Source organism: Geobacillus sp. YF-1, assembly GCF_052692335.1.
Genome location: NZ_CP199850.1, coordinates 2,869,531 through 2,890,552, shown reverse-complemented (window position 1 = coordinate 2,890,552; position 21,022 = coordinate 2,869,531). Strand labels below are relative to the sequence as shown.

General features: G+C 37.5%; 15 protein-coding genes. 14 read left to right on the top strand and 1 reads right to left on the bottom strand.

Annotated elements, in window-relative coordinates; translation table 11 throughout:
* The first annotated feature begins 313 nt into the window (after positions 1-313).
* The 10 genes from ACTVIM_RS14350 (at position 314) to ACTVIM_RS14305 (ending at position 10,257) form a co-directional block, all read left to right on the top strand.
* A complete protein-coding gene (locus tag ACTVIM_RS14350; RefSeq protein WP_445612982.1) occupies positions 314-1,075 on the top strand; it encodes a hypothetical protein in 762 nt (253 codons plus the stop codon).
* Positions 1,075-1,797, top strand: a complete 723-nt coding sequence (locus ACTVIM_RS14345; RefSeq protein WP_445612981.1) for a hypothetical protein — start codon at positions 1,075-1,077, stop codon at positions 1,795-1,797. Before ACTVIM_RS14350 ends, ACTVIM_RS14345 begins: the two co-directional genes overlap by 1 nt.
* Before the next feature lie 16 nt (positions 1,798-1,813).
* Positions 1,814-2,482 carry a hypothetical protein gene (locus ACTVIM_RS14340; protein WP_445612980.1) on the top strand — a complete coding sequence of 223 codons (669 nt, stop codon included), beginning with the start codon at positions 1,814-1,816 and terminating at the stop codon, positions 2,480-2,482.
* An 846-nt stretch (positions 2,483-3,328) separates the two neighbouring features.
* A complete protein-coding gene (locus tag ACTVIM_RS14335; RefSeq protein ID WP_445612979.1) occupies positions 3,329-3,739 on the top strand; it encodes a hypothetical protein in 411 nt (136 codons plus the stop codon).
* Positions 3,740-3,745: 6 nt separating this feature from the next.
* Positions 3,746-4,360 (top strand): hypothetical protein, encoded by a 615-nt coding sequence (locus tag ACTVIM_RS14330; RefSeq protein ID WP_445612978.1) that lies wholly within the window; start codon positions 3,746-3,748, stop codon positions 4,358-4,360.
* A 644-nt stretch (positions 4,361-5,004) separates the two neighbouring features.
* Entirely contained in the window at positions 5,005-5,610 is a 606-nt protein-coding gene (locus tag ACTVIM_RS14325) for a hypothetical protein (RefSeq protein WP_445612977.1), read from the top strand.
* A 38-nt stretch (positions 5,611-5,648) separates the two neighbouring features.
* Positions 5,649-6,500: a hypothetical protein gene (locus ACTVIM_RS14320; RefSeq protein WP_445612976.1), complete on the top strand. Its 852-nt coding sequence runs from the start codon at positions 5,649-5,651 to the stop codon at positions 6,498-6,500.
* Between the two features lie 816 nt (positions 6,501-7,316).
* On the top strand, positions 7,317-8,273 hold the full coding sequence (locus ACTVIM_RS14315; protein ID WP_445612975.1) for an amidoligase family protein: 957 nt from the start codon (positions 7,317-7,319) through the stop codon (positions 8,271-8,273).
* A 108-nt stretch (positions 8,274-8,381) separates the two neighbouring features.
* A complete protein-coding gene (locus ACTVIM_RS14310) occupies positions 8,382-8,861 on the top strand; it encodes a gamma-glutamylcyclotransferase family protein (protein WP_064213516.1) in 480 nt (159 codons plus the stop codon).
* Between the two features lie 265 nt (positions 8,862-9,126).
* Positions 9,127-10,257, top strand: coding sequence for a CAP domain-containing protein (locus ACTVIM_RS14305; RefSeq protein WP_445612974.1), 1,131 nt, complete (start codon positions 9,127-9,129; stop codon positions 10,255-10,257).
* A 52-nt stretch (positions 10,258-10,309) separates the two neighbouring features.
* On the opposite strand, the gene ACTVIM_RS14300 is transcribed toward ACTVIM_RS14305, so the two are convergent.
* A complete protein-coding gene (locus tag ACTVIM_RS14300) occupies positions 10,310-11,497 on the bottom strand; it encodes an IS701 family transposase (protein ID WP_445612376.1) in 1,188 nt (395 codons plus the stop codon).
* Positions 11,498-11,691: 194 nt separating this feature from the next.
* On the opposite strand from ACTVIM_RS14300, the gene ACTVIM_RS14295 reads away from it, so the two are divergent.
* The 4 genes from ACTVIM_RS14295 to ACTVIM_RS14280 all read left to right on the top strand — a co-directional run bounded on the left by ACTVIM_RS14295 (position 11,692) and on the right by ACTVIM_RS14280 (position 20,875).
* Positions 11,692-12,627, top strand: coding sequence for a hypothetical protein (locus ACTVIM_RS14295; RefSeq protein ID WP_445612973.1), 936 nt, complete (start codon positions 11,692-11,694; stop codon positions 12,625-12,627).
* Between the two features lie 426 nt (positions 12,628-13,053).
* Positions 13,054-14,559 (top strand): IS21 family transposase, encoded by a 1,506-nt coding sequence (gene istA, locus ACTVIM_RS14290; RefSeq protein WP_445612379.1) that lies wholly within the window; start codon positions 13,054-13,056, stop codon positions 14,557-14,559.
* On the top strand, positions 14,556-15,308 hold the full coding sequence (gene istB / locus ACTVIM_RS14285; RefSeq protein ID WP_445612972.1) for an IS21-like element helper ATPase IstB: 753 nt from the start codon (positions 14,556-14,558) through the stop codon (positions 15,306-15,308). Before istA ends, istB begins: the two co-directional genes overlap by 4 nt.
* 668 nt (positions 15,309-15,976) lie before the next feature.
* Entirely contained in the window at positions 15,977-20,875 is a 4,899-nt protein-coding gene (locus ACTVIM_RS14280) for a leucine-rich repeat protein (protein ID WP_445612971.1), read from the top strand.
* Positions 20,876-21,022 lie beyond the last annotated feature (147 nt).

Genomic DNA, 21,022 nt, shown 5'->3' with positions numbered 1-21,022 from the left:
TGGAGAAGGTTCGAATTTCAAGAGTATGCGGTGCAGATAAAATACAGTACTTAGGATTTAATTCTGAGGATTTTGTTGAGGAAAAGGTTTGGTCTATCTTTCATTTTTTCTTAAATTTGCTTATCACTAGGTTTACGGAATTTTTGCAGGAGTAAAAACAAATCAAATCCGAAGAATAAGTCACTTATTTTTCCTAAATTCCATCAATTCCTATAAAAGAGGTGAAAAGAAGTATTATTTTAGTTGTTTTAATGGGATTAAATTATTTAGCTATTTAGAGTTTTGTAATTTGCTAAGAAAGGAGTTGGTGCAGATGATGATGTTATGGAAGAAATTAGGTGCAGCGTTAAAAAAGGTGCAAGGCAGGCTTAATTCGAGTGAATTAAGTGAAGAGGTAAGAGAACTAGAATTGAGCAAGCTAAAAGCGTTAACAGAAGTATTTTATTACATCGAAAATTATTTGCTCTGGCATGAGCCTAGCGATGATTTAACGAAGAAATACAATTTATGGGCAGGTAGGTTAAAGGAACCTTTAAACATGTCTAAAGATGCAGTAAGGGCTTCTAATAACAGGTTTAATGCTGAAATAGAAAGGAAAGTAGGAGAGAGCACTATTGATTCGATTGTAAATAGTAGTTCTCATGAGGAATTGAAAGGGGCAATGGAGCAGTTCCGTATCAGTTCTGGTCTTAGGAACATTAAAAGGTCATATTTAGTGGATTTGTTAGCATTTTGTACTCAAAAGCATGGAGGGGGTGCTTTCGGTTTAAGGAACCCAATGTATCTAATAGACATCTTATCAGATTTGACAGCAAAAGTAGATTTATCTCCAGAGGAGAAGTTTTTAATCTTTCAAGCGAACCATGATAGAACGAGTGCTAAATATGGGCAAGAAGACGAGGTAAAGAGGGTAATACTACGTGGGATTTTAGAGCATGATGACGAGGCATTTTCGACTACAAAAGAGGCATTTCGTTTATATAACAGCAGTCAGATTGAGTTCGATATAGTTCTTCTTGCTATTGAATCTGATTTAGAAACTTTGGATAAAAGTAGTGAAAGGAGAGAGGGGTAATGAAGACTTTAAAGATGATTGAAGAAGCTGTTAAGGTAACGCAATCTAACTTAAATAAAAACGACATTGATGAAGAGACAAGGGAGTTAGAATTGCGGAAATTGAATGCGTTAATGGAGATTGTAAGTTATGTAAAATCTCTTGCTTGGTTAAAGCAAAGTCAAGCAAAGGAGAAAATGCGTTTCTTAATTAAAACAAAATTTAATTATGAGAGGACAAAAAAAGAATTTAATATAAGTTCGATTAATGCAGTAGAGGTTTTTGTAAGTTACGCAAACAAGAAATTATTAGAGAAAATTGGAAAGGATACGGTTGATCTTATTTTGCGCGGGGAAGTAGATTCTGCGATGGTTCAGTTTAGGGTAAACACGGGACATGATCATCAGAATTTAGATTTCTTTATACCAGGGATTGCCAAGTTTCTGCCACATCCTGAAAAACATAAGTTCATGTTACTAACAGAGTGTGAGGAGGAGTTAATCCTTTTGGGTAATTTATCTCATTTTATGGTCAGCAGCATGTTTGAAAAGGCAGACAAAACGAAATTAGCGCACTTGCTTTACATTTTAAATAGTGAAGATAAGAAGTATGAGGCGGAAAAAGAATTAATAACTAGATTTTTGAATGGTGAGTTTGCAGAGGTAGATGGTTATAAGCTATCTATCGAATCACAGGTAGCAAGAGTGTTCAAAGAATTAGATCAGCAGAATCTATTCATTTAACGGGTGGTGATACCGTATGTTCTTAAATACGATAGAGACGTATAGACCGCCTCAAGATATTCATGTTATCAGGGGTAATTTAAAACCTTTGAGCTTTGAAGAATTGATAAGCAAATCGAAGTCACCGTATAGAGAAGAAAATTGGGCATCTATTGCTTATTCTGTTGTTAGTTCGATACTTCGACCGTATCCAGATGAGCATTTAGGCAGAATGATTAAGTCTAAACTATCGATGGAAGAGTTATCATCTGTAACGGTCGGAGCCTTGTACTTTAAGACGCAAGTTGGCAATCGTTTATGTTGCGAGTGGACAAGAGAGATAAGGTATTTTACTAATGTAGGGGTACTTGGTGGTTTTGGCATCTTTGCAGTAAAGCTAATGAGAGAGGTAGATGAGGTTTCATTATTAAGGGTGATTGGTAGTTTAATACAGATGAAGTTTTTGAGTGATGGGATAAGTAATCGAGCGTTAATAGCGTTAATAAAACCAGATGATTCTTGGAGTTTAGTATATGTAGAAGTAAACATGAACATAAAGTTACCATCGAGATACATGAAATCAGCCAACCTAAACATGTATTTCTTTGAGGAGCCAGATAAATTTTTTGACACGATTCTTCGTGGTGGATCAGTAGAAATTGTAGATCATAAATGTACTACAATACAAATCAGATTAGCTTATTAATGGATATGGACAAGTAAAAGAAAACAGGAGTTTAGGATACGGTTCTAGAGTATTTAATGGTGTTGAAGACAATAAAGTATAAAAAATTCGTTAGTTACTTCGTAATAAATCAACTTATAAAGGATCGTAAAGAAGTTAGTAATTAGGTTATTTTGTTTAAAATGTGTGATTTGCTTTTAGGATGCAGCATGATTAGGTATTAAACAATCAATTAAAGGTGTCGTATCTCTCTCTGACTATGGGGTATGACATCTTTTTATTTTTCACCTCAAATAAAGTTCGCTTTTAGAGAGGATTGGCGGAGACATTTTTCATTTTGTGTATGAAAAATTTCAAAATATGCTTTGAGAAGAGTCAATTTCAAGATAATTTGATGGATTTTAAACATAGTAGATAGGACATTAGAAAGACGATGAAAGTTCATTGTCAAGTCCAGACCAACAGCAAAACACTAAAAGGAGAGGAGGTGCAATTCGAGAAGAAACTAAAACCATTACCGAAGAAGGATTACGCATTGTTACCACCGTATTTTTTCGAAGCGTTCAGCAGGATTTACTATGCGATGCAACCAGAGAATCTCTCTTGTGATGGAGAGTTAAGCAAGAGACAGATTGCGAGCAGAAAAGCGAGATTGAAGGAAGAATGGCGTTTGGTAGAGCGACAGTTAGGTTATAAGGTGTCATTCAATTCATTTGAAGATGAATTTTACCGTAGGTTAGAAGGTTAGATTGTGGCAGATAAATTTTATTTTCAAGAGTGTAACACAGACATTTTTTATATTAGGTAAGATTTAATAAGCATCAATCTTATTAAATCAAAAAAAAATAAAGAGTGGAGGTTGTATTCATGAGTACTAGAGCAATTGTCATTGATGGTCGTTGTGAGGGGAAAGGTTTTTTCGTAAGTTGTGACGGGTATCCAGCAGGTTTGGGTATTGAGTTAAAGAAAGTTTTTACTGGTAACAAATCGATTGAGCAAGTGTATCAAGAGTTAATAAATAATCGAATTGAAGCTAACCGTCATTTTGCACAGCGTACGGGTTTGTCGATACCTGTAGAGATGGTAGTTAATAGTTTTCAGGTATTAAATGCAGACATAGTAAGTGTTGCAAAGTTGTATGGAGCAGATGGTTTATGGGAACGCTATCATATTAATGTAGAATACATTTACACGTTAAAGCATGACGGTGTGTATGTAAAAGGTTTAGAAGTTAAGAGACAGCGCAAAGTAAAGGAAAAAGAAACTATTAGGGGGTAACTTATTATGGGTATAAATACGAAGAGAATTTGTTTAGCCTTTCCAGATGTTAGAAGTTACATGCATGCGTTAGGAATGCGTGTAAGTTCTGACTCAATGCGTTATAATTATCCGGAAGATGCGGAGTTAATAGTAAACTTCATGAAAGAGAACGGTTTTGTAACACCTGATGGTGACCTTGATATAAGAAAGGTAAGGGTTTTAAGAGCGATGGCGACTGGTAATAAGATCCCTGTTCGTACTCTTTACGATGATGGTAGAGATTTATCAGAGGGAGTCGATTGGGATAAAGAATATTTTAAACTTATAGCTAGTAATTCAGGTTTATTAACAGTGGATGATATTGAAGGAATATTAGAACTTGCAGAGAAGTTACCAAATAGGAGTCCGAAATATTTAGATAATTATTTTAGAGGTTGGTCACATGAAGACGTATTCGCTGCTGCTCGTATAGTGGCTATGTTAGCTGGACCGTTTAAAAATAGACCAGAGTTTGAATCCTTAAAAGTTTTGTATTATGCTATTAGAGATTTAGCCGAAAGGAAGAAGGCACATTGGGAAAAGAAAATTAGGGCAGATATGAAAAGAAGAGGTTCCACTTTAATTTACCGGTATAAATAAAATAATCGCTAATTGTTAATAAAAAGGAGAGGTTTTAAAGACCTCTCTTTTTATTTGTTTAGAAAAACGGAATAAAAAGGCGAGTTAAAAAATCAAAGGTGATAAATTTTAGGTTCCATTAAAACTACATAATTAAATTTACCGAACAGACCAAACACCCTACTAAGGTTGAAGAGAGTTTATCAAAAGAACACTTTTTTATTTCGTTGATAAATTCGGATTAAGTATTAAAAATAACGATTTTACTGGTACAGATCGAATAAATGGAGTGTAGCCCCCATGTTAAGTGTGGGGTACTACACTTTTTTATTTTTCCCGATAAATCCTCTAACACAATCATTTGTGCATCTCATTATTCACTTATAAAGATGACAGAAAAATTTTAAAAAAGTAAAGAGATTTAATGAATTTCAACATCTGATGGGAGAGTGAACTTATAGTAAGTGAAAGTTGTTAAATCCTTTCATATTCGTTCATCACCTCCTTTAAACACATTTATCACCTCGCAGTAAACTTTCTCTCTTTCCGTACTGCGAGGTGGCTTTTTAAAACGAAACGGGTATTGCAAAGTTTTTCATACAAAAAAAAATAAAAAAGGAGATGTATAGCAATGAGAAAAGAGATTTGCTGTATTAGGTTTGTTATTGCTTTTCCTAGTAGTGATGTTTGCTAGTGGTGCACATGCAGAATCTTTTAACGGGATAGAGGATTCTAAACAAGAGGAAACTGCAGTTATAGAAACATTATTTGATGGTGTAGGAGTAGATAAGGAAGCAGCCGACACCGCATCGATGTACATGTCACCGATAGTAGAGTTAGTAAATTTAATAGTAGCGTTAATATTAGGGGTTGCATCATTAGGAATGTTTTTCATTACTGGTCTTGACCTTTTATACATTGCGGTTCCACCGTTAAGAAATTTATTAAATCCTAGCAACAGTTCTTCGATCGGTAGATGGATATCGGATGAAGCATTAGCAGTAGTAGGTGCTCAGAATAGTTCTCAGCCACAAGTCATAGCAGCACCGCAGAGTGATGTCATGGGTATGACGGGTTATGGAGCAGGGATGATGGGAGGTATCCAGCGAGAGCCTGATAAACCTAAAGTAATGATTATAAATTATCTAAAGAAGCGTGTGTACTTTTTATTCATGTTCGGGGTATGTGTAGTGTTATTAAGTACGACAATCTTCACAGATTTAGGTATGAAATTGGGAAGTTGGATACTTACAAGGTTAAGTGGAATTTAGAAATTAGTTTTAAAATAAGACTATAAGAGGTGAAAATAATGAAGAAAAGAGCACCTTTTATAATGATGTTAGTTTTATTGTTCTCGTTATGTTTAGGTTCGATAAGTGCGTTTGCGAACGGTATGGATGAAGTAAAATATATAGAAATCCCTCCTTCGGATAAAGCAGGTATGAAAAAAGTTTGGTCAAAAATGGGAACAGATGGGGAGTATTTAAAAGTTGAATTTAAGTTAACATCAGGGAATGAAAGTTCTGATAAAAGGATACTGGTTTATGATGAAGCAAATGGGGTAATTAAGTTTAACAGCAAAAATTTTGATGATGCCACAGACAAGTCACGTAAAAAGGCTTTAGGTATTTTCGTGGATGCGTTACAAAATTCTCCGGTTTCTCTACAGACACAACAAAATATAATAAACACCATGTCGACAGCCAATGAGGAAGTATCCAAATTGTTAGTTCCATTGCTTATGGATACTGCGAAAGCTGATGTATATACGGCAATGAGATGGGTAAAGCCTATTATACCTGTAATACAGGTAATCTTTGGTATAGGTGCAGTAATTATTTCAATTTTACTAATTGGTTCTACGGTAATAGATTTAGTGTTTATTGGGTTACCTATTGCGCGAGAAGCAATACTTGATAATCGTTCAGAGAAGAGTGGAAGAGTGAAGTTTATTTCATCTGATGCTGAAGCAGTAATTAAGGAAGTAGAAAGTTCTTTGGCGGATAATACAGGTCGTTATAAGAATGCATATCTTACTTATTTTAAGAGAAGAGCTTTAACTTATATTATTTTATCGATTTGTTTATTATATCTAGTAATGGGTGAGTTGGGTAACTTAATTGCTTGGTTATTAAGTTTAGGTGAAGGAGTAGTATCCTGAATCCGTGATAAAGACGCGTTCAAAGCTGCCAAGAAAACTGGATCAATCAACAAAATATTGCACTCGGGGTTCTTCACCTAATAGGTGAACATTCGAAATGGAGTCGAAGTCTCGACACGATTGGGTTTCCCAGCATTTTTGATACACTTCTGTCACGGATTCAGGTAGTATAATTGAACAGCTAAAAATCCCCTTTTATGGGGACTTTTTTTTTTTGTTCATAAAAACAGTAAATAAATTTAGGAGTTAATTTTTTAATGGTGATAAATTTTAGGTGTGTGGTTTATAAATCAGCAAAAATAAGAGGTAGCTGATCAGAAACAGGAAGTAACAGCAGATAGTTCTTTATTTAGATGTATTCGTTTATGGGGTAAGAAATTTTTGCAAGACAAATAAAAACAAATTCAAGAGAAAAATCAAGTTCAAGAGAAGGAAGTTGAAATTGTTCATATAAAGTGAGAGAAAGACCATGATTAAAGCAAAGTTGAGCGAACACAGACAGAAATAAACAATCGAAACGTAATCAACTACAGAAGACAAATGATATTCATTATACTTTTCATTCTTTAATCGAATGTTTCGAGCACCTGATTTAGTTCAACTAGGTTTCATGAAGAACAGCCAGAACAAACCGAGCAAACCGAGCACCCTGCATAATTTGATTATTTTAATCAACAGGTAAACTCCAACCTCGACAATCCTGAAAAACTCCTCAAAAATTTTTCAAAAAGGTATGAGAAGAGTCAATTTTAAGAGTAAAACCGAGACCTAGTTTATATAAGTTGAGCAATAAAACTAGGTGGAGGTTTTGATTAGATGGTAGTGAATCCGAGGTCGTTAACTTTTGGGGTGGAGGTAGAGTTTACGAGGGTGACGAGGAGGATAGCAGCAAATTTAGTGGCAGAATTTTTTGATACGATTCCCAAATATAGAGGGGGTACTTATGATGTGTATGAGATTCGCGACAATTGTGATCGAGTATGGAAAATAGTCAGGGATTCTTCAATAACACCAGAAATGTTGATAGGTAGAAAAGTAGATATTGGTACAGATGAATACAAATGTGAGTTAGTGAGTCCGATATTGAATTACAGCGATATAGAGTTGTTGCAGTGTTTAATCAGAGATTTAAGGGAGCGTGGTCAAGCAAAAGTAAATGAGAGTACAGGACTACATATTCATGTTGGTTCAGACAAGTTTACGGCAAACAGTTTAAGAATCTTATGCAACATCATATATTCGAAGCAAAATTTATTAAGTGCAGCATTAAGAGTAAATCACATAAGGAAAAGGTATTGCAGTGATTTGACAGAAGATTTCATTCGTAAGTTAAACAAAGTTAAGCCTAAAACGTTAGAAGAGTTTGCTGACATATGGTATGGCGATGCATCGACAAGTAGAGATGCTAGGAACAATAGATATCACCATTCGAGATATCAAGTATTAAATCTTCATAATTTATTGAGGGGTAAATACAATGCGGTGGAATTTCGTATTTTTAATGGAACATTGCATGCAGGTAAAATCAAGGCGTTTATACAATTAGTGTTATTAATCGTAGCACAGTCATTAAATCAGAAAAAAGCAAGTTATAAGGTAACGGTAACAAACAATCCTAAATACACATTTCGAGTCTGGTTATTAAAAATGGGTGGGATAGGAGATGAATTTAAGACAATGAGGTATCACTTATTAAAGCACATAGAAGGCAATTCGGCATACAAGAATAAAGTAACCAATGAGATGGTAGAGGATTACAGCCATATCTTCTAATGGGATAAGGGAGGCTTTAAAAATTAAATTTATACAGATTTTATTGATGAAAAGATGAATTAGTACGAGTGTAAATAAATAAAAATATTGCTAAAGAGGTGTTTAAACATGAGTAAGTATAGATTATATGCAGCTTACGGTTCAAATATGAATCTAGTTCAAATGGCAAACAGATGTCCGAATAGTGTAGTAGTGGGGACTGGCAAGATAGAAAATTACGAACTTGAGTTTAGGTATTATGCGAACATAGTTCCAGCTAAGGGTAAAGAGGTTCCTGTGGTAGTGTGGGCGATTACGGAGGAAGATGAAAAGCGTTTAGACCGTTATGAGGGAGTAGCGAGGGGATTATATCGAAAAGAAGAGATAAAGGTAAAGTTAGAAAACATAAATGACAATACAATAGTAGTTGGGGATAAGAGCGATAACATAGAGATAAAAGCGTTAGTGTATATTATGAATACAGCTGTAAGGTCAGTGCAAGCACCGAGTGCAAAGTATTATGACACGATATTAGAGGGGTACAGGGCAAACGGTATAGACCCTTACCCATTAGCAGTGGCAGCGATCCAAACTGGTATTGAAATATAAGAACACCCCCTCGTATAGAGGGGGTTCTTAATGTACAAAAACTTGAGTTAATTTAACGATACTAGTTATTTTATGATTTTAGATTTATTTAGAATTATAGGTAAAATACACTAAATTGTTATGGTCTAACCCTAGAAAAAAATAGTATAATTTTGATGTAGACATCAAATAAACCACTTAATTTTTCAATGGTTGAAGGAGCAGTTATATAGTGATTGAGTTTTTAGCCGAATATTTGATGACAAATCGAATGGGAGGTAAAAAGATGAAAAAAGTTGTATCATTAGGTTTAGCGTTTTCGTTAGCGTTAGGAGGGGTATTACCGACATTTTCATCCGAGCCTACCAAAGTAGAAGCAGCAGGGTATGAGTTTACGAAAGAGCAACAAGAGGCGTTAAATTATATAAATGATATTCGTAAAAAGATTGGTTTAAAACCTGTAACATTGAATCCCTTTTTGATTAAAGCGGCGGAGAATCATGCAAAGTATTTAGATGCAAATAATATCTCTTTTTCATCAGGGGTAGACGGTCACAGTGAAACAGTAGGAAAGACAGGTTACACTGGTAAAAATGTAGGAGATAGAATAAAATCTGTAGGTGGTTCACAAACATTAGCATCTAATTCTTCGGAAGGTATAGCTTATAATGTTTCGTCTATCAATAAAGGTATAGATTTATTAATGGATGCACCTTTGCATAGAACATGTTTAATAGACCCTCAATTATCCAGTGTAGGTGTTGCTATTGTAGATAATATTGTGGTTTTAACTTATTATTTTCTAGAGTTTGGTACAAATCCAGAGGAGTCTATATATCCTTATGATGGACAAACTAATGTCGGTTTAGAATTTATAGGTAAAAAGGAAAGACCTAATCCTTTAGAAGAGTTTAAAGTAGAAAAATCGGGGTATGTTATTTCTTTCTCTCCATCTTCATCGAATGTTGTTCCTGATAATGTTGTTGGAAAATTGTTTGATAGTAAAGGAAAAGAAGTTCCTGTATTTTTCAAGGAAGATGCTTTAAGTTTTACTTACTTCTTATTTCCTAAAAGCCCGTTGTTAAAAAATGAAAAATATACCGTAAAATTTACTTATACTGATTTAATGGATGATACTGTTAAAACTAAAACATGGTCTTTCACAACAGGAAGTGGTACTTCAACACCAACAACTCCACCAAAACAAACTCCACCGAAACCGAAAGTGGTGTATGCTGATTACAAAGACGGTCAATATTGGTCAGAAGCAATGTTATGGGCTATAGATAAGGGGTATATCACGGGGTATATGAATGTGGAAAATCCGAAAACAGGGAAAGTAGAAAACTTGTTAAAACCGATGGACACATTGACAGAAGGTCAGTTTTTAACGATTTTATTCCGTTACTGTAGATGAGCATTTTTCATTACAATAATTTCCATGCCCTAAGAGACAAACAGGGGACCCCTTAGGCGACATGGAGCTGTTTTTTGATCACATCAATGGGAATATCTTGCTTCGCGGCATCGTAGATGAACTCGACGACGCTGTGCCCTTTCCGAGACCGAAGAAGCTCCAGGCCGGAAGAGAGGTCTTGCTGAGATTCGGCGATGCTGTATACGCAGGCGAACAGCACCACGGCCCAATACCGTTTCACCGCCCGAATGTGACGAACACGGTACCCATCGAGCTTCAGCTGGTCTTTGGCCTGCCGGAAAAAGCATTCGATCGTCCAGCGCTGGGCATAATAACGCAAGATCTCTTCATCGCCTAGCTCCCGGTCGGTGCTCAAGACGACATGGAGATGATCTGGCGTCATCGGTTCATCCGCCTTCCAAGCCAGCAGCACCACCGCGTCATCGAGGCCATGGATCGCTCCCTCGTAGCGATACACGCGGTAACGCTCCTTCCCCACCGTGACGAGGTGGGTGTCGTTGGGCTCGATATAGCGGGCGAACTTCTTCGCTTGGATGGCGATACCTTTCGGATAGAGAATCCGGTTCGTCTTGAGCATGGCGATGACATGGAATCCTTGTTTCAGGCAGGCTTCGATGAGCGCTTGGGACGGATACCACGAATCCATGAGCACATACACCGGCTGAGCCCGTTTCCCCTTGAGCGAGGAAAGCATCTCGATCGCTAGGTCGATCTTGCTTCTTCCCGCCGTCTTGTCATACAGACGAAAGGCGAACGGGAACGCTTGCGAGAAAGTATGCACCATCAGCCAAACGAGCGAATGCCCCCAAACGGATTGATGATCTTTGTGCGAGTAGTGCCAATCACACCCTTGAATGGCGCGGGCAGCCCGTGACGAAGGCTTCGTTTTTTGGCAAATCGTATCATCAATCGAAACAAAAAGGGGTTGATTCTCCTGTTTGGCGATTCGCTGGATGCGATGAAGGATCCATTGCTGGAGTTTGCGAAGCAACGTCTCTTCATCCCAAGGGCTTTTCGTGAAAAAATGGCTGAGCGTGGTTCGATGATTGGGATGAAAACTCCAGTGATGGACATCGGTCAATGTTCCCGAAAATCCCTTGGTAGTCAAGGCATCCACAATATGAACGAGATGCTTGATGACCGGTTTCGAGAAATAAAGCGCCAATCCCAGCGTCATGAAAAACTTGTGGATTCCTTGATGATGTGCTAATCTATTCATGAGACATGAACCTCCTTGTGGGTAGTTTGAGCACATCTATTTTACTCAAGGAGCTGGGTTCATGTCTCCTTTTTTGTTTAGCTGTCAATTTATGTTAGCAAATTTGCTCATCTACAGTCCGTTATTTATATCCTGATGAGTTGAAAAATACAAAACCAAAAGACCCGAAATTTGATTTATCGGTTGTGTATCAAATGGCGGAAAAATATAAGTTGCCTACAAAAGCGAATTTTAAAAATCGTGCAGATGCGTACAAACCGATTTCACGCGGGACAATGGCTCGAATTTTAGCGTCAGCACATTATAAGAAAGTGGTAACGGAAAAAGATGCAGTAAAATTCATGTATGATGCAAAGATAACAAATGGTTATCCAGACAAAAATGGTAAATACCCTAAAACGTATGAATCCTTTGAAGTAAAAGAAAATCTATTAAGAGCACACATTGTAGTGTTCTTGAAAAATTATGACACGTACCTTCAAAACAATAAAAAGCAGGTCGTAAACGGTATCACAGTAGATTATGGAAGACACACATATGGGGTAAAGAATCAAGCTGAATATAACAAAGTAATGGAGATTGTAAGAAATGAGTTAAAGAGAGTAGATAAAGAGCCTTGGGTTGGTGGTAGATTTGCGAAGTATTATGATATGTATTTAAATGGTGATAGAAAAGAAAACTATAAAGTAGGTTCATTAGATTATAGGGGTATGTTTCAAGCTGAACAAGCGTTAAAAGATTTAGTTGATAAAAAGGTAAGTAAAGAAGAAATAAAGAAAATATATAAAGTTCGCATGGTAGCGGCTGGTTGGATAGGTAATACTAGTGATCCTAGAACTGGTAAACCTGAATCAGCATATGATGCTTTAGTTAATAAAGTATCTGATTGTGATTCAGATGCCCAAGTATATTCTGCATTTTTTGATGCATTAGGTTACAATACAATGATACTTGCAGGCAATCATCACGCAGATGCATTTATACAAATTAAGGATAATTGGTATGAAATTAAATCATTGAGATTGGTAGATATGACGAAACCTTTATCTAAAGATGGGTATGTATTAGTTCAACCTACAAATGGGGATATTTATAATAAAGATGGTACATTTATAAAGGCTAAAAAATAAATATATTTTTAGTTTTGAGATGATGTTATTAAATAGCATCATCTTTTTTATGTCGATACATAACAGACGATTTTAAGAGTGTATTCGTGAGCTAAATCATAGTAGACATCAAATATAAAATAAAAGGAGGTGTAATAACATGCGCGCGAATGATTTTAGGACTCCAAAAGTAAGGTTGTATAACAGGATTACTTTCGCAGTTATATTAACGTTAATAGTTTTAATAGCCTGTTTATTTTTCTTTGGTGGGTTAGAGTTAGGGATGTTTGTAAAATCGGAATAATAATGTTTAGTGCAAAATGAAAGTACAGAGTTCTGCAACAAAAAAGTGCAGAGCTTCATGGCATAAAAAAAAGGCTTGCCAGCTCCTAAAATTCCCTCTACTGTTAAGGTTGTGAAGAACAAAACAGTGGAGGTAAAGAAAGGATGCTAGCAATGCCTGAAATTCATCATATCAAACATTTGCGTGAAAAGAAAGGGTTATCGCTTTCCGAAATTGTCCGCAGGACGGGATTTAACTGGAGAACAGTCAAGAAATATGCGGATGGAGACATTTCGGTCAGACAAAAAATAAAGAGAAAACGGGGAATGATGGAGGAAGAAGGATACGGTCAAATCATTGATGACTGGCTGGAGGAGGACGCCAAACTGCCAAGAAAACAACGGCGGACAAGCAAGAAGATGTACGAACAATTAAAGCAGGAACATGGCTTTAAAGGGTCTTATCGAACGGTTTGCGCCTACGTTCAAAAACGAAGACCTCAGCTTAAGCTGGAGAAGGAACAACGTTACGAGAGGCTGGAACACCCTCCGGGGGAAGCGCAGGTGGATTTCGGCACCATGTCCGTTGTGACGAAGGAGGGAAAAGAGGAAGACCGATCAATTCTGATTTTGAGCTTTCCGTACAGCAACGCCGCGTATGCGTATCCATTGCCGGCGGAAAACAGCGAATGTTTTCTTCACGGGCTCACTCAGCTCTTTCGACAGGCCGGAGGCGTCCCGAGAAAACTGCGCATCGACAATTTGGCGGCGGCGGTGGTTTCGATTCGAAAAGGAGGCGAACGTCAATATACTGAAGCATTTGAGCGATTCCGGCTTCATTATGGGTTTGACGTACAGGCATGCAATCCGTATAGCGGACACGAAAAAGGGAATGTCGAACGGAAAGTTTACTATACTCGGCAACACTGCTTTGTCCCTGCTCCGTTGATCGAGGGGGATGAAGAACTGACGGAGTGGCTGCATCGCAAGATGATCGAAGATCGAGCCCGCCCCCACTATGAAAAAGGGAGAACCATTGAGGAATTATGGCAGGAAGAACAAAAGGAGTTGCTTGTCCTGCCGGAGAGAGATCTCCCGATCTTCTCCTTCCACCACGCCAATGTCAATAAATACGGGGAAGTAACGGTGGATGGGGAGGCGTTTGTGGTTCATGGGATCCCGGTCCCCAACCGTGTCCTTGTCAAAAAGGAATGGGATCGTTTCATGGTTTTGTCCCAAGAAGGGGAGGTGTACCTGGAAGCGCCAAGGCCGTACACGAAAAAGCAACGGGAGCTCCCTTGGAAGGACATTTTGGCGGAATGGGCGCAAAAGCCCCGGGTGGTGGAGTATTCGCGGTTTCGAGTTTACTTACCGGAGGCCATTAGGAAATACTTCATGGAACAACCGAAACAGACGGCATCACGCATTCGAGGGGTGCAGAAGCTGCTGGACCGGTACACCGTCTATGAGATCGCTCAGTGGCTTGACAAGTATCAACGGTGGGATTTGGCGCCCCATGAGATCGGGGTGTTGATGGAGGCGAAGCGTTCGGAGTATCCCGCGAAATGGGAAGAAGCCTATACCCCTTCCGTTTTCGTCGACTATGAAACCGATTTACATGTGTATGATCAACGTCTTTGTCCGTCAAGGGAAGGGGGAAGCCGGGCATGAAGATGGATGTAAAAGAGATTTGTAAAGCCCTGCATTTGGCGTACATCGCGGATCGATTCGAGGAGGTGGCCTACGAGACCAAGGAACAGTTTTTGCGTGATGTGTTGGCGTTGGAGCTGTCGTTCCGTCAGAAAGCAAAACAGGCTCGATTGATCAAGAAGGCGAAGTTCCGGGAGTTGAAATGGCTCAAAGATTACGAATGGTCGGATCAGATTCATTGGCCGACCACGACCTCGAAGGAAGAACTTTGCGACCTTCGCTTTTTGGAGCAAAAACAGAACGTCCTGCTTTTAGGTTCGCCGGGAACAGGAAAAACCCATCTCGCCACCGCATTAGGATTAAAAGCGTGTGAACGGGGCCATGAAGTTCGGTTTTTCCGTGTCGCCGATCTTGTCGCCCAGCTCGAAGAGGCGTTAAAAGACGGCACCCTCGGACGGCTCAAACGGCAAATCGACACATGCGAGCTGTTGATTTTGGACGAACTCGGCTATGTACCTTTCCAAAAGCAGGGGTCGGAACTGCTGTTTCACATCATTGCCGATTGTTATGAACGAAAAAGTGTCATCGTGACATCGAATTTAGAGTTTGGACAGTGGAATCGAGTGTTTGGGGACAACCGCCTGACGGCAGCGCTGGTGGATCGTTTGGTCCATCACGCCCACATTCTCGCGTTTACGGGTGAGAGCTACCGCTTGCGGCATGCGCTTTCTGCCGTTCAGTCGCTCCCTTCTCACTCGGTTGAAAGGTAAATTCATTGAGCCGGCAAGCCTATGTATTTTTTCTTGCAATTCTCTGCACTTTTTGCTTGCAAAAAACATAATAATTAAAAACAGACCGTCTTTCTTTTAAGAGAAAGGCGGTTTTTTACTGGGAAAAATAATAAAAATAGAGAACGATTAAAAACGGCAATAAAAAGAATTAGATTAACCTGTAGGATTATCGAAAGGTGGGTTCTAAACTATGTTTCGAGATTTGGATTACAGGTTGATCATTCAAGTAAGTTTAGTCATTTTCGCAGTATCTTTCATCATCGGGTTTCTGATCGGTTATTTTTTCTAGGAGTTAAAAGTTCGTTCATGATTATTTTGTGGTGTAAGAATTTTCAAGGTAGAAATTTTACATGTGTAGGAAGATAATAAGGTTTCTAGGTAAGTGTGATAATCATGTCACGGCAGTGCCATAAAGGGTACTGCTTTTATTATTTTTATTTTCAAAAGTATTTAAGAAAAACGGACAGTTCTTGGAGTAAGAAAAAATTTAAAAGATGTCCAGAGATTGTAGAAATTCAAGACAAGCAGAGAGAGAAAGTTTATAAGTACCAGGAAATAAAAATTTCACCTTTTTAAAAAGAAGGGAGTTGAAAGAGATGGTAAAGTTGAGGAAGAGCAGCAGACAGTTCATATCGTGCATGTTGGTAATGGGTTTATTAGTTAACTCATTGCCAATAGGGGTATTTGCAGAGGGTGTAGATGAATCAAATATTGAAATAACAGAAAGCGAGGGGATAGTAAATAATGAAGAAAGCCAAGCGAATCAAGAAATTAATGAAGGAGAGGAAAATCCAGAAAATCAGAATGAGGAAACTACTACAGGAACAGGAGAAGCGTCGGGGGTAACAAATACGGAAACGCCGAATAAAGGAAGCACAGAAGGAACAGGAGGAACAGCAGGACCAACAGGAGAATCAACAGGAGGAACCACAGAAGAAGCAATAGCAGGAGAAGTAACAGACGGAGCCACAGGAGGAGCGATAACAGAATCAGATACCAATGCAGAGCAATCTGCACCAAATGAGAATGCATCAGAAATGTCATACAATAGCAATAATGATTACGAGTATTTTGTGGAAAATAACGAGGTAACTATTTTCAGGTATATAGGAACGGATAAAGATGTAGTTATTCCGAGTACGATAGATGGTTATTCGGTAGTAGAGATTGCTGAAAATGCTTTTCTAAACCGTGGGATAAGATCGGTAGTTATACCAGAGAGTGTAAAACTGATAGGTGATCAAGCGTTTATGGGTAATGAGTTGACCTCGGTAGTCATACCGGGGAGTGTAACTCGGATAGGTGATTGGGCGTTTTTTGATAATGATTTAACTTCTGTAACTATTGGGAGTAGTGTAGAGTATATAGGTTTAAGGGCGTTTTCTCAGAATAATATAGATTCTATAAATTTACCTAGTTCAGTAAAAGTGATAGGTGATCATGCTTTTTCTGTTAACAATCTTACGAGTATTGATATACCTGACAGTGTAACGGATATTGGAAAATATGCGTTTGCTGATAATCACGTTGAAGTTGCGAAACTACCAGTTGGTCTTACAACTATTAGTGAAGGTTTATTTTCTCATAACAATTTAACGAGTATAGACATACCTGAGAGTGTAGTTACTATTGAGGCTCATGCTTTTCGGGCAAATAATCTTGTTAATGTTAGAATACCAGACAATGTTACGTTCATTGGAGAGTATGTTTTTAGTTCTAACCTATTAACTTCAGTAATAATCGGAGAAAAAGTAGAAACAATTGGAGAGAGGGCGTTTGGGTATAACAATTTAACAGAAGTAGTAATACCTGATTCAGTTAAATCAATTGGTCAGTATGTTTTTGCGGATAACAAATTAACAAAAGTAACATTATCGAATGCAATCACAGAAATTCCAACTGGTGCATTTATGAATAACGATTTTACAGAATTCGTTATTCCTGATGGGATTGTTGTAATTGGAGAGTCTGCTTTTGTAGGGAACGAGTTGACTTCAGTGACATTTGGTCAATCTTTAAAGCAAATTAAGGATTTTGCGTTTTACGGTAATAACTTAACATCAGTAAATCTTCCAAAAGGGGTAAATTCAATTGGTTCTTATGCATTTGGTTCTAACAAATTAACATCAATAACAGTGAATGGTTCATGGGAAAAAACATCGAATGGTTTAATTGGTGTCTATTTTGATTATTGGGCAGTAGAGGGAAATCAAACGAACCCTCGTGATTTAAAAGTATATGGGTATGCAGGAACAATGGTGGAGGAGGTAGCTAATTACCGTGGATACACGTTTATAGATATAACACCTGTTCCTGAGCCAGACCAACGACTTAAAATAAATGAAGTATTTCCTGATGAGAATTTAGCAAAGTACTTTGCGGAGTGGATGAGTGCTTTACCAAGTTGGCAAGGTAAATCAGATTCCACATTTAGTATGGCAGAGCTTGACGCAAGAATTAAACTGAATGGTGCTTTAAATTTCAATGCTAGTAATCGAGGTATCAGAAGCTTAAAAGGTATGGAGATATTTGGTGATGTAGCAGTTAAGTATAGTGGTAAGCCAGTTAACTTTGATTTTTCGGGTAATTTACTCGAAGATGTAGATCCTTTATATAAAATAACTTCTGTTCGAACATTATTTTTAAACGATAACAAGCTAAAGGATATAAAGGGTTTAAGGAATTTAAAATATGTGACTAGGGAAACAGCTCATGGAGCGGCAAGCTTGTATTCAGATGCGGCATTAAATCTTCAAAACAACTTATTAACGGATATTTCTCCTTTAAGTAATTTAAAGAGAGTGGAATCAAAAATAGACCTTTCTAATAATAAGTTGCAAAATGTTGATGGTTTAAACGCAGAATTTATAGGGTTTTTAGATGTATCGAACAATTATCTAACTAGCTTAAATACTTCAGTTTTCGACCCAGACAAAGTGTATGCAATTAAGGTAGACCATAATTTTATTCAAAATATCACGTCAGTAATACCTTCTAAGTACGTGCAAAGACTTTATGGTAATGATTACAGACCACAGTATTCATTTAATTTTATTCAATCGTCATCAGTTAAAGTAGAGTACAGAGTTCGGGGTACTAATGAGTTAATCAGTTACGATATCGTTAATGATGTAGGGAATTTCGAGACTAGGAAATATAAAGCGAAGAATCTTGCAGGTTACATTTTAGATGATGATTTGGAAAAGGAATTTAGTGGTATAGGTAAAGCATTTACTTCAGTGATCAAACCAGTTCTAGGTATAAAAAGTAGGGATGGTTTTACAGGTATACAGAATAGTAGCCGAAAATTTTCTTTTGTAACGCATGACAGTTATTCAAATCTTCCTAATAGTCCATATAAAACGGATGGTGCTGTATTATCTTATGATTCAGCAAGTGGAGATTTAGTTGTAGTCAGAGAAAGTAATGATCCTTTCTATGTTTATACCGATGTAGATGTGTATGAAGGTAATATTTATCTAGGAACGTATTCAGTTCCAGTGTTAGGTCATGGCAGTCCAGATGCAGCAGTGGTATTTTACTATAAACCTGTTGCTAAATGGACTTTAACAGTTAATATGGAAGGTCAGGGGTATGTATCACCTTATGTGGGAATATATAATTACGATAATGGAAGCAAAGTAAATTTGTACGCATCACCGAATTTTGGTTATCGATTTGATAAATGGGTAGTAAACGGAACAGAGTTTTTCTCACCTAGCATTACTATAACAATGGATAGTAATAAAACGGCAGTAGCTCATTTTGTACCGCTAGAGCAATACAAGTTATCAGTAAATATAGTGGGTGAAGGCGAAGTAAATGTATTAAACGAGTTTACAATGTCAAGGCAGACGTATGGTTCAGGTGATGAAGGAACATATGAAGGGGGTACGAGTTTATCTTTAACACCTGCACCAAAATTAGGTTATCGGTTTGTAAAGTGGGTAGTGGATGGAGTTGAAGTAAATGGTGATTACTTACCATTATATATGGACAGCAATAAAACGGTAGAGGCTCATTTTGAAAGTGTACCTTTAGTAAAACCATTAATAGGTCATATCATTGTAAAGTTTTTAGACATGTTGACGATGGAAAAGATTAAAGAAGATGAAGAAATTAAGAACGTACCTGTAGGTGAGTACACGTATACGGCAGAAGAAAAGATAGGAGATTATAAAATAGTTGGTGAAGCAGTTAAAACAGTTATTATTACAATGACGGATTTCTTTAAGGAAATTATTTTCTTATATGAGAAAGAGGCATCACAACCGGAGCCAACACCACAACCACAACCAGAACCGAAGCCAGAACCACAACCAGAACCGAAGCCAGAACCACAACCAGAACCGAAGCCAGAACCACAACCAGAACCGAAGCCAGAACCACAACCAGAACCGAAGCCAGAACCACAACCAGAACCGAAGCCAGAACCACAGCCAGAACCACAGCCAGAACCAAAGCCAGAACCACAGCCAGAACCAAAGCCAGAGCCAACACCAACGCCACAACCAGAACCAAAACCAGTACCACAGCCAGAATTGAAGATAGATCCGAAGCCAGTGGTAAAGATACAAAAGCGTGATAAGGTAACAGTAATCGCAGTAGATAATAAAACAGGCAAGGTATTAATGCAAAAAGAATTAACGAATTTAAGTTATGGTTATAACGAGGTGAGAGCACCTAAAATTGAAGGTTATGAGGTAACAGGACCTTCATTAACGTTAGTAAGAGTGACGGATAGTGGTAAGGAAATAGTAGTAAAATTCAGGTATGAAGTGAAAAAAGCATATGGAACAGTATTTGGCGTAGTTATCGATAGTGAAGGTAATCCGATTGAAGGGGTAATGGTTGAATTACACTCTAAACCAAGAGTCACCTATACAAATGAAAAAGGTGAGTATAGATTTGAAAATGTGGAATTAGGTAAGCACACAGTAATCCTAAAAAATCCGTACACATTAGAAGAAATAGCAAAAATAGAGGTTATAGCTTATAAAGATGTAAACGATGTTAATTCAGGGATAAAAGAAGTAGTTCAAGTATCTAATGAGGTGCGGAAGTCAATTGAGTTAAACGAAACAGTGAATACACAACGAATTGACTTTGTAATCGAACCGATTAAACCTAAAGAAGAGCCAAAGGACGGACCAAAAGATAAGCCACAAAATGAACCGAAAGAAAAACCAAAGGATGAACCAAAAGATAAATCACAAGATAAACCTAAAGGTAAGCCATCAAAAGATTTACCGATCATCCCGATAGTTTCAGCGATTCCTTTCATCATATTATTAGGTTATTTAAGACGTAAAAATGTCAAGGTATATAATGAAGATGGTATGGTTGTAGCGAAGTTAAGAGTAAAAGCTAGACCAGAAACAGTAATAGACCTATCTGGAATGAAAGCTGAAACATTAAAGGTAGTATTTAGAAATCCAGAGAGATTTAGAAAGTTGGAGTTAATGGTCAAGTATAACGATATGAAGGTTAGAGTAGAATTAGAAGAAGGTAAGAACTATCTTGTATTTAAACCAACAGAGGAATAATGGTAATAAGGAAAATACCTCAATAAGTGAGGTATTTTCTTTTTGTGTGGGAGTCATTTGCAAAAATCAGGAGTTAATTTGTTAAGGGCTTATAAAATAATGGTTTCTGAAATAAAAGGGTTTAAATTTTAAGCGGTTATATGAGTT

What these genes read in the sequence shown, in the direction of transcription:
- istA (WP_445612379.1), top strand. Translation starts at nt 13,054, where the DNA reads ATGCTAGCAATGCCTGAAATTCATCATATCAAACATTTGCGTGAAAAG.
- ACTVIM_RS14305 (WP_445612974.1), top strand. Translation starts at nt 9,127, where the DNA reads ATGAAAAAAGTTGTATCATTAGGTTTAGCGTTTTCGTTAGCGTTAGGA.
- ACTVIM_RS14320 (WP_445612976.1), top strand. Translation starts at nt 5,649, where the DNA reads ATGAAGAAAAGAGCACCTTTTATAATGATGTTAGTTTTATTGTTCTCG.
- ACTVIM_RS14350 (WP_445612982.1), top strand. Translation starts at nt 314, where the DNA reads ATGATGATGTTATGGAAGAAATTAGGTGCAGCGTTAAAAAAGGTGCAA.
- ACTVIM_RS14280 (WP_445612971.1), top strand. Translation starts at nt 15,977, where the DNA reads ATGGGTTTATTAGTTAACTCATTGCCAATAGGGGTATTTGCAGAGGGT.
- istB (WP_445612972.1), top strand. Translation starts at nt 14,556, where the DNA reads ATGAAGATGGATGTAAAAGAGATTTGTAAAGCCCTGCATTTGGCGTAC.
- ACTVIM_RS14330 (WP_445612978.1), top strand. Translation starts at nt 3,746, where the DNA reads ATGGGTATAAATACGAAGAGAATTTGTTTAGCCTTTCCAGATGTTAGA.
- ACTVIM_RS14300 (WP_445612376.1), bottom strand. Translation starts at nt 11,497, where the DNA reads ATGAATAGATTAGCACATCATCAAGGAATCCACAAGTTTTTCATGACG.
- ACTVIM_RS14310 (WP_064213516.1), top strand. Translation starts at nt 8,382, where the DNA reads ATGAGTAAGTATAGATTATATGCAGCTTACGGTTCAAATATGAATCTA.
- ACTVIM_RS14315 (WP_445612975.1), top strand. Translation starts at nt 7,317, where the DNA reads ATGGTAGTGAATCCGAGGTCGTTAACTTTTGGGGTGGAGGTAGAGTTT.
- ACTVIM_RS14335 (WP_445612979.1), top strand. Translation starts at nt 3,329, where the DNA reads ATGAGTACTAGAGCAATTGTCATTGATGGTCGTTGTGAGGGGAAAGGT.
- ACTVIM_RS14345 (WP_445612981.1), top strand. Translation starts at nt 1,075, where the DNA reads ATGAAGACTTTAAAGATGATTGAAGAAGCTGTTAAGGTAACGCAATCT.
- ACTVIM_RS14340 (WP_445612980.1), top strand. Translation starts at nt 1,814, where the DNA reads ATGTTCTTAAATACGATAGAGACGTATAGACCGCCTCAAGATATTCAT.
- ACTVIM_RS14295 (WP_445612973.1), top strand. Translation starts at nt 11,692, where the DNA reads ATGGCGGAAAAATATAAGTTGCCTACAAAAGCGAATTTTAAAAATCGT.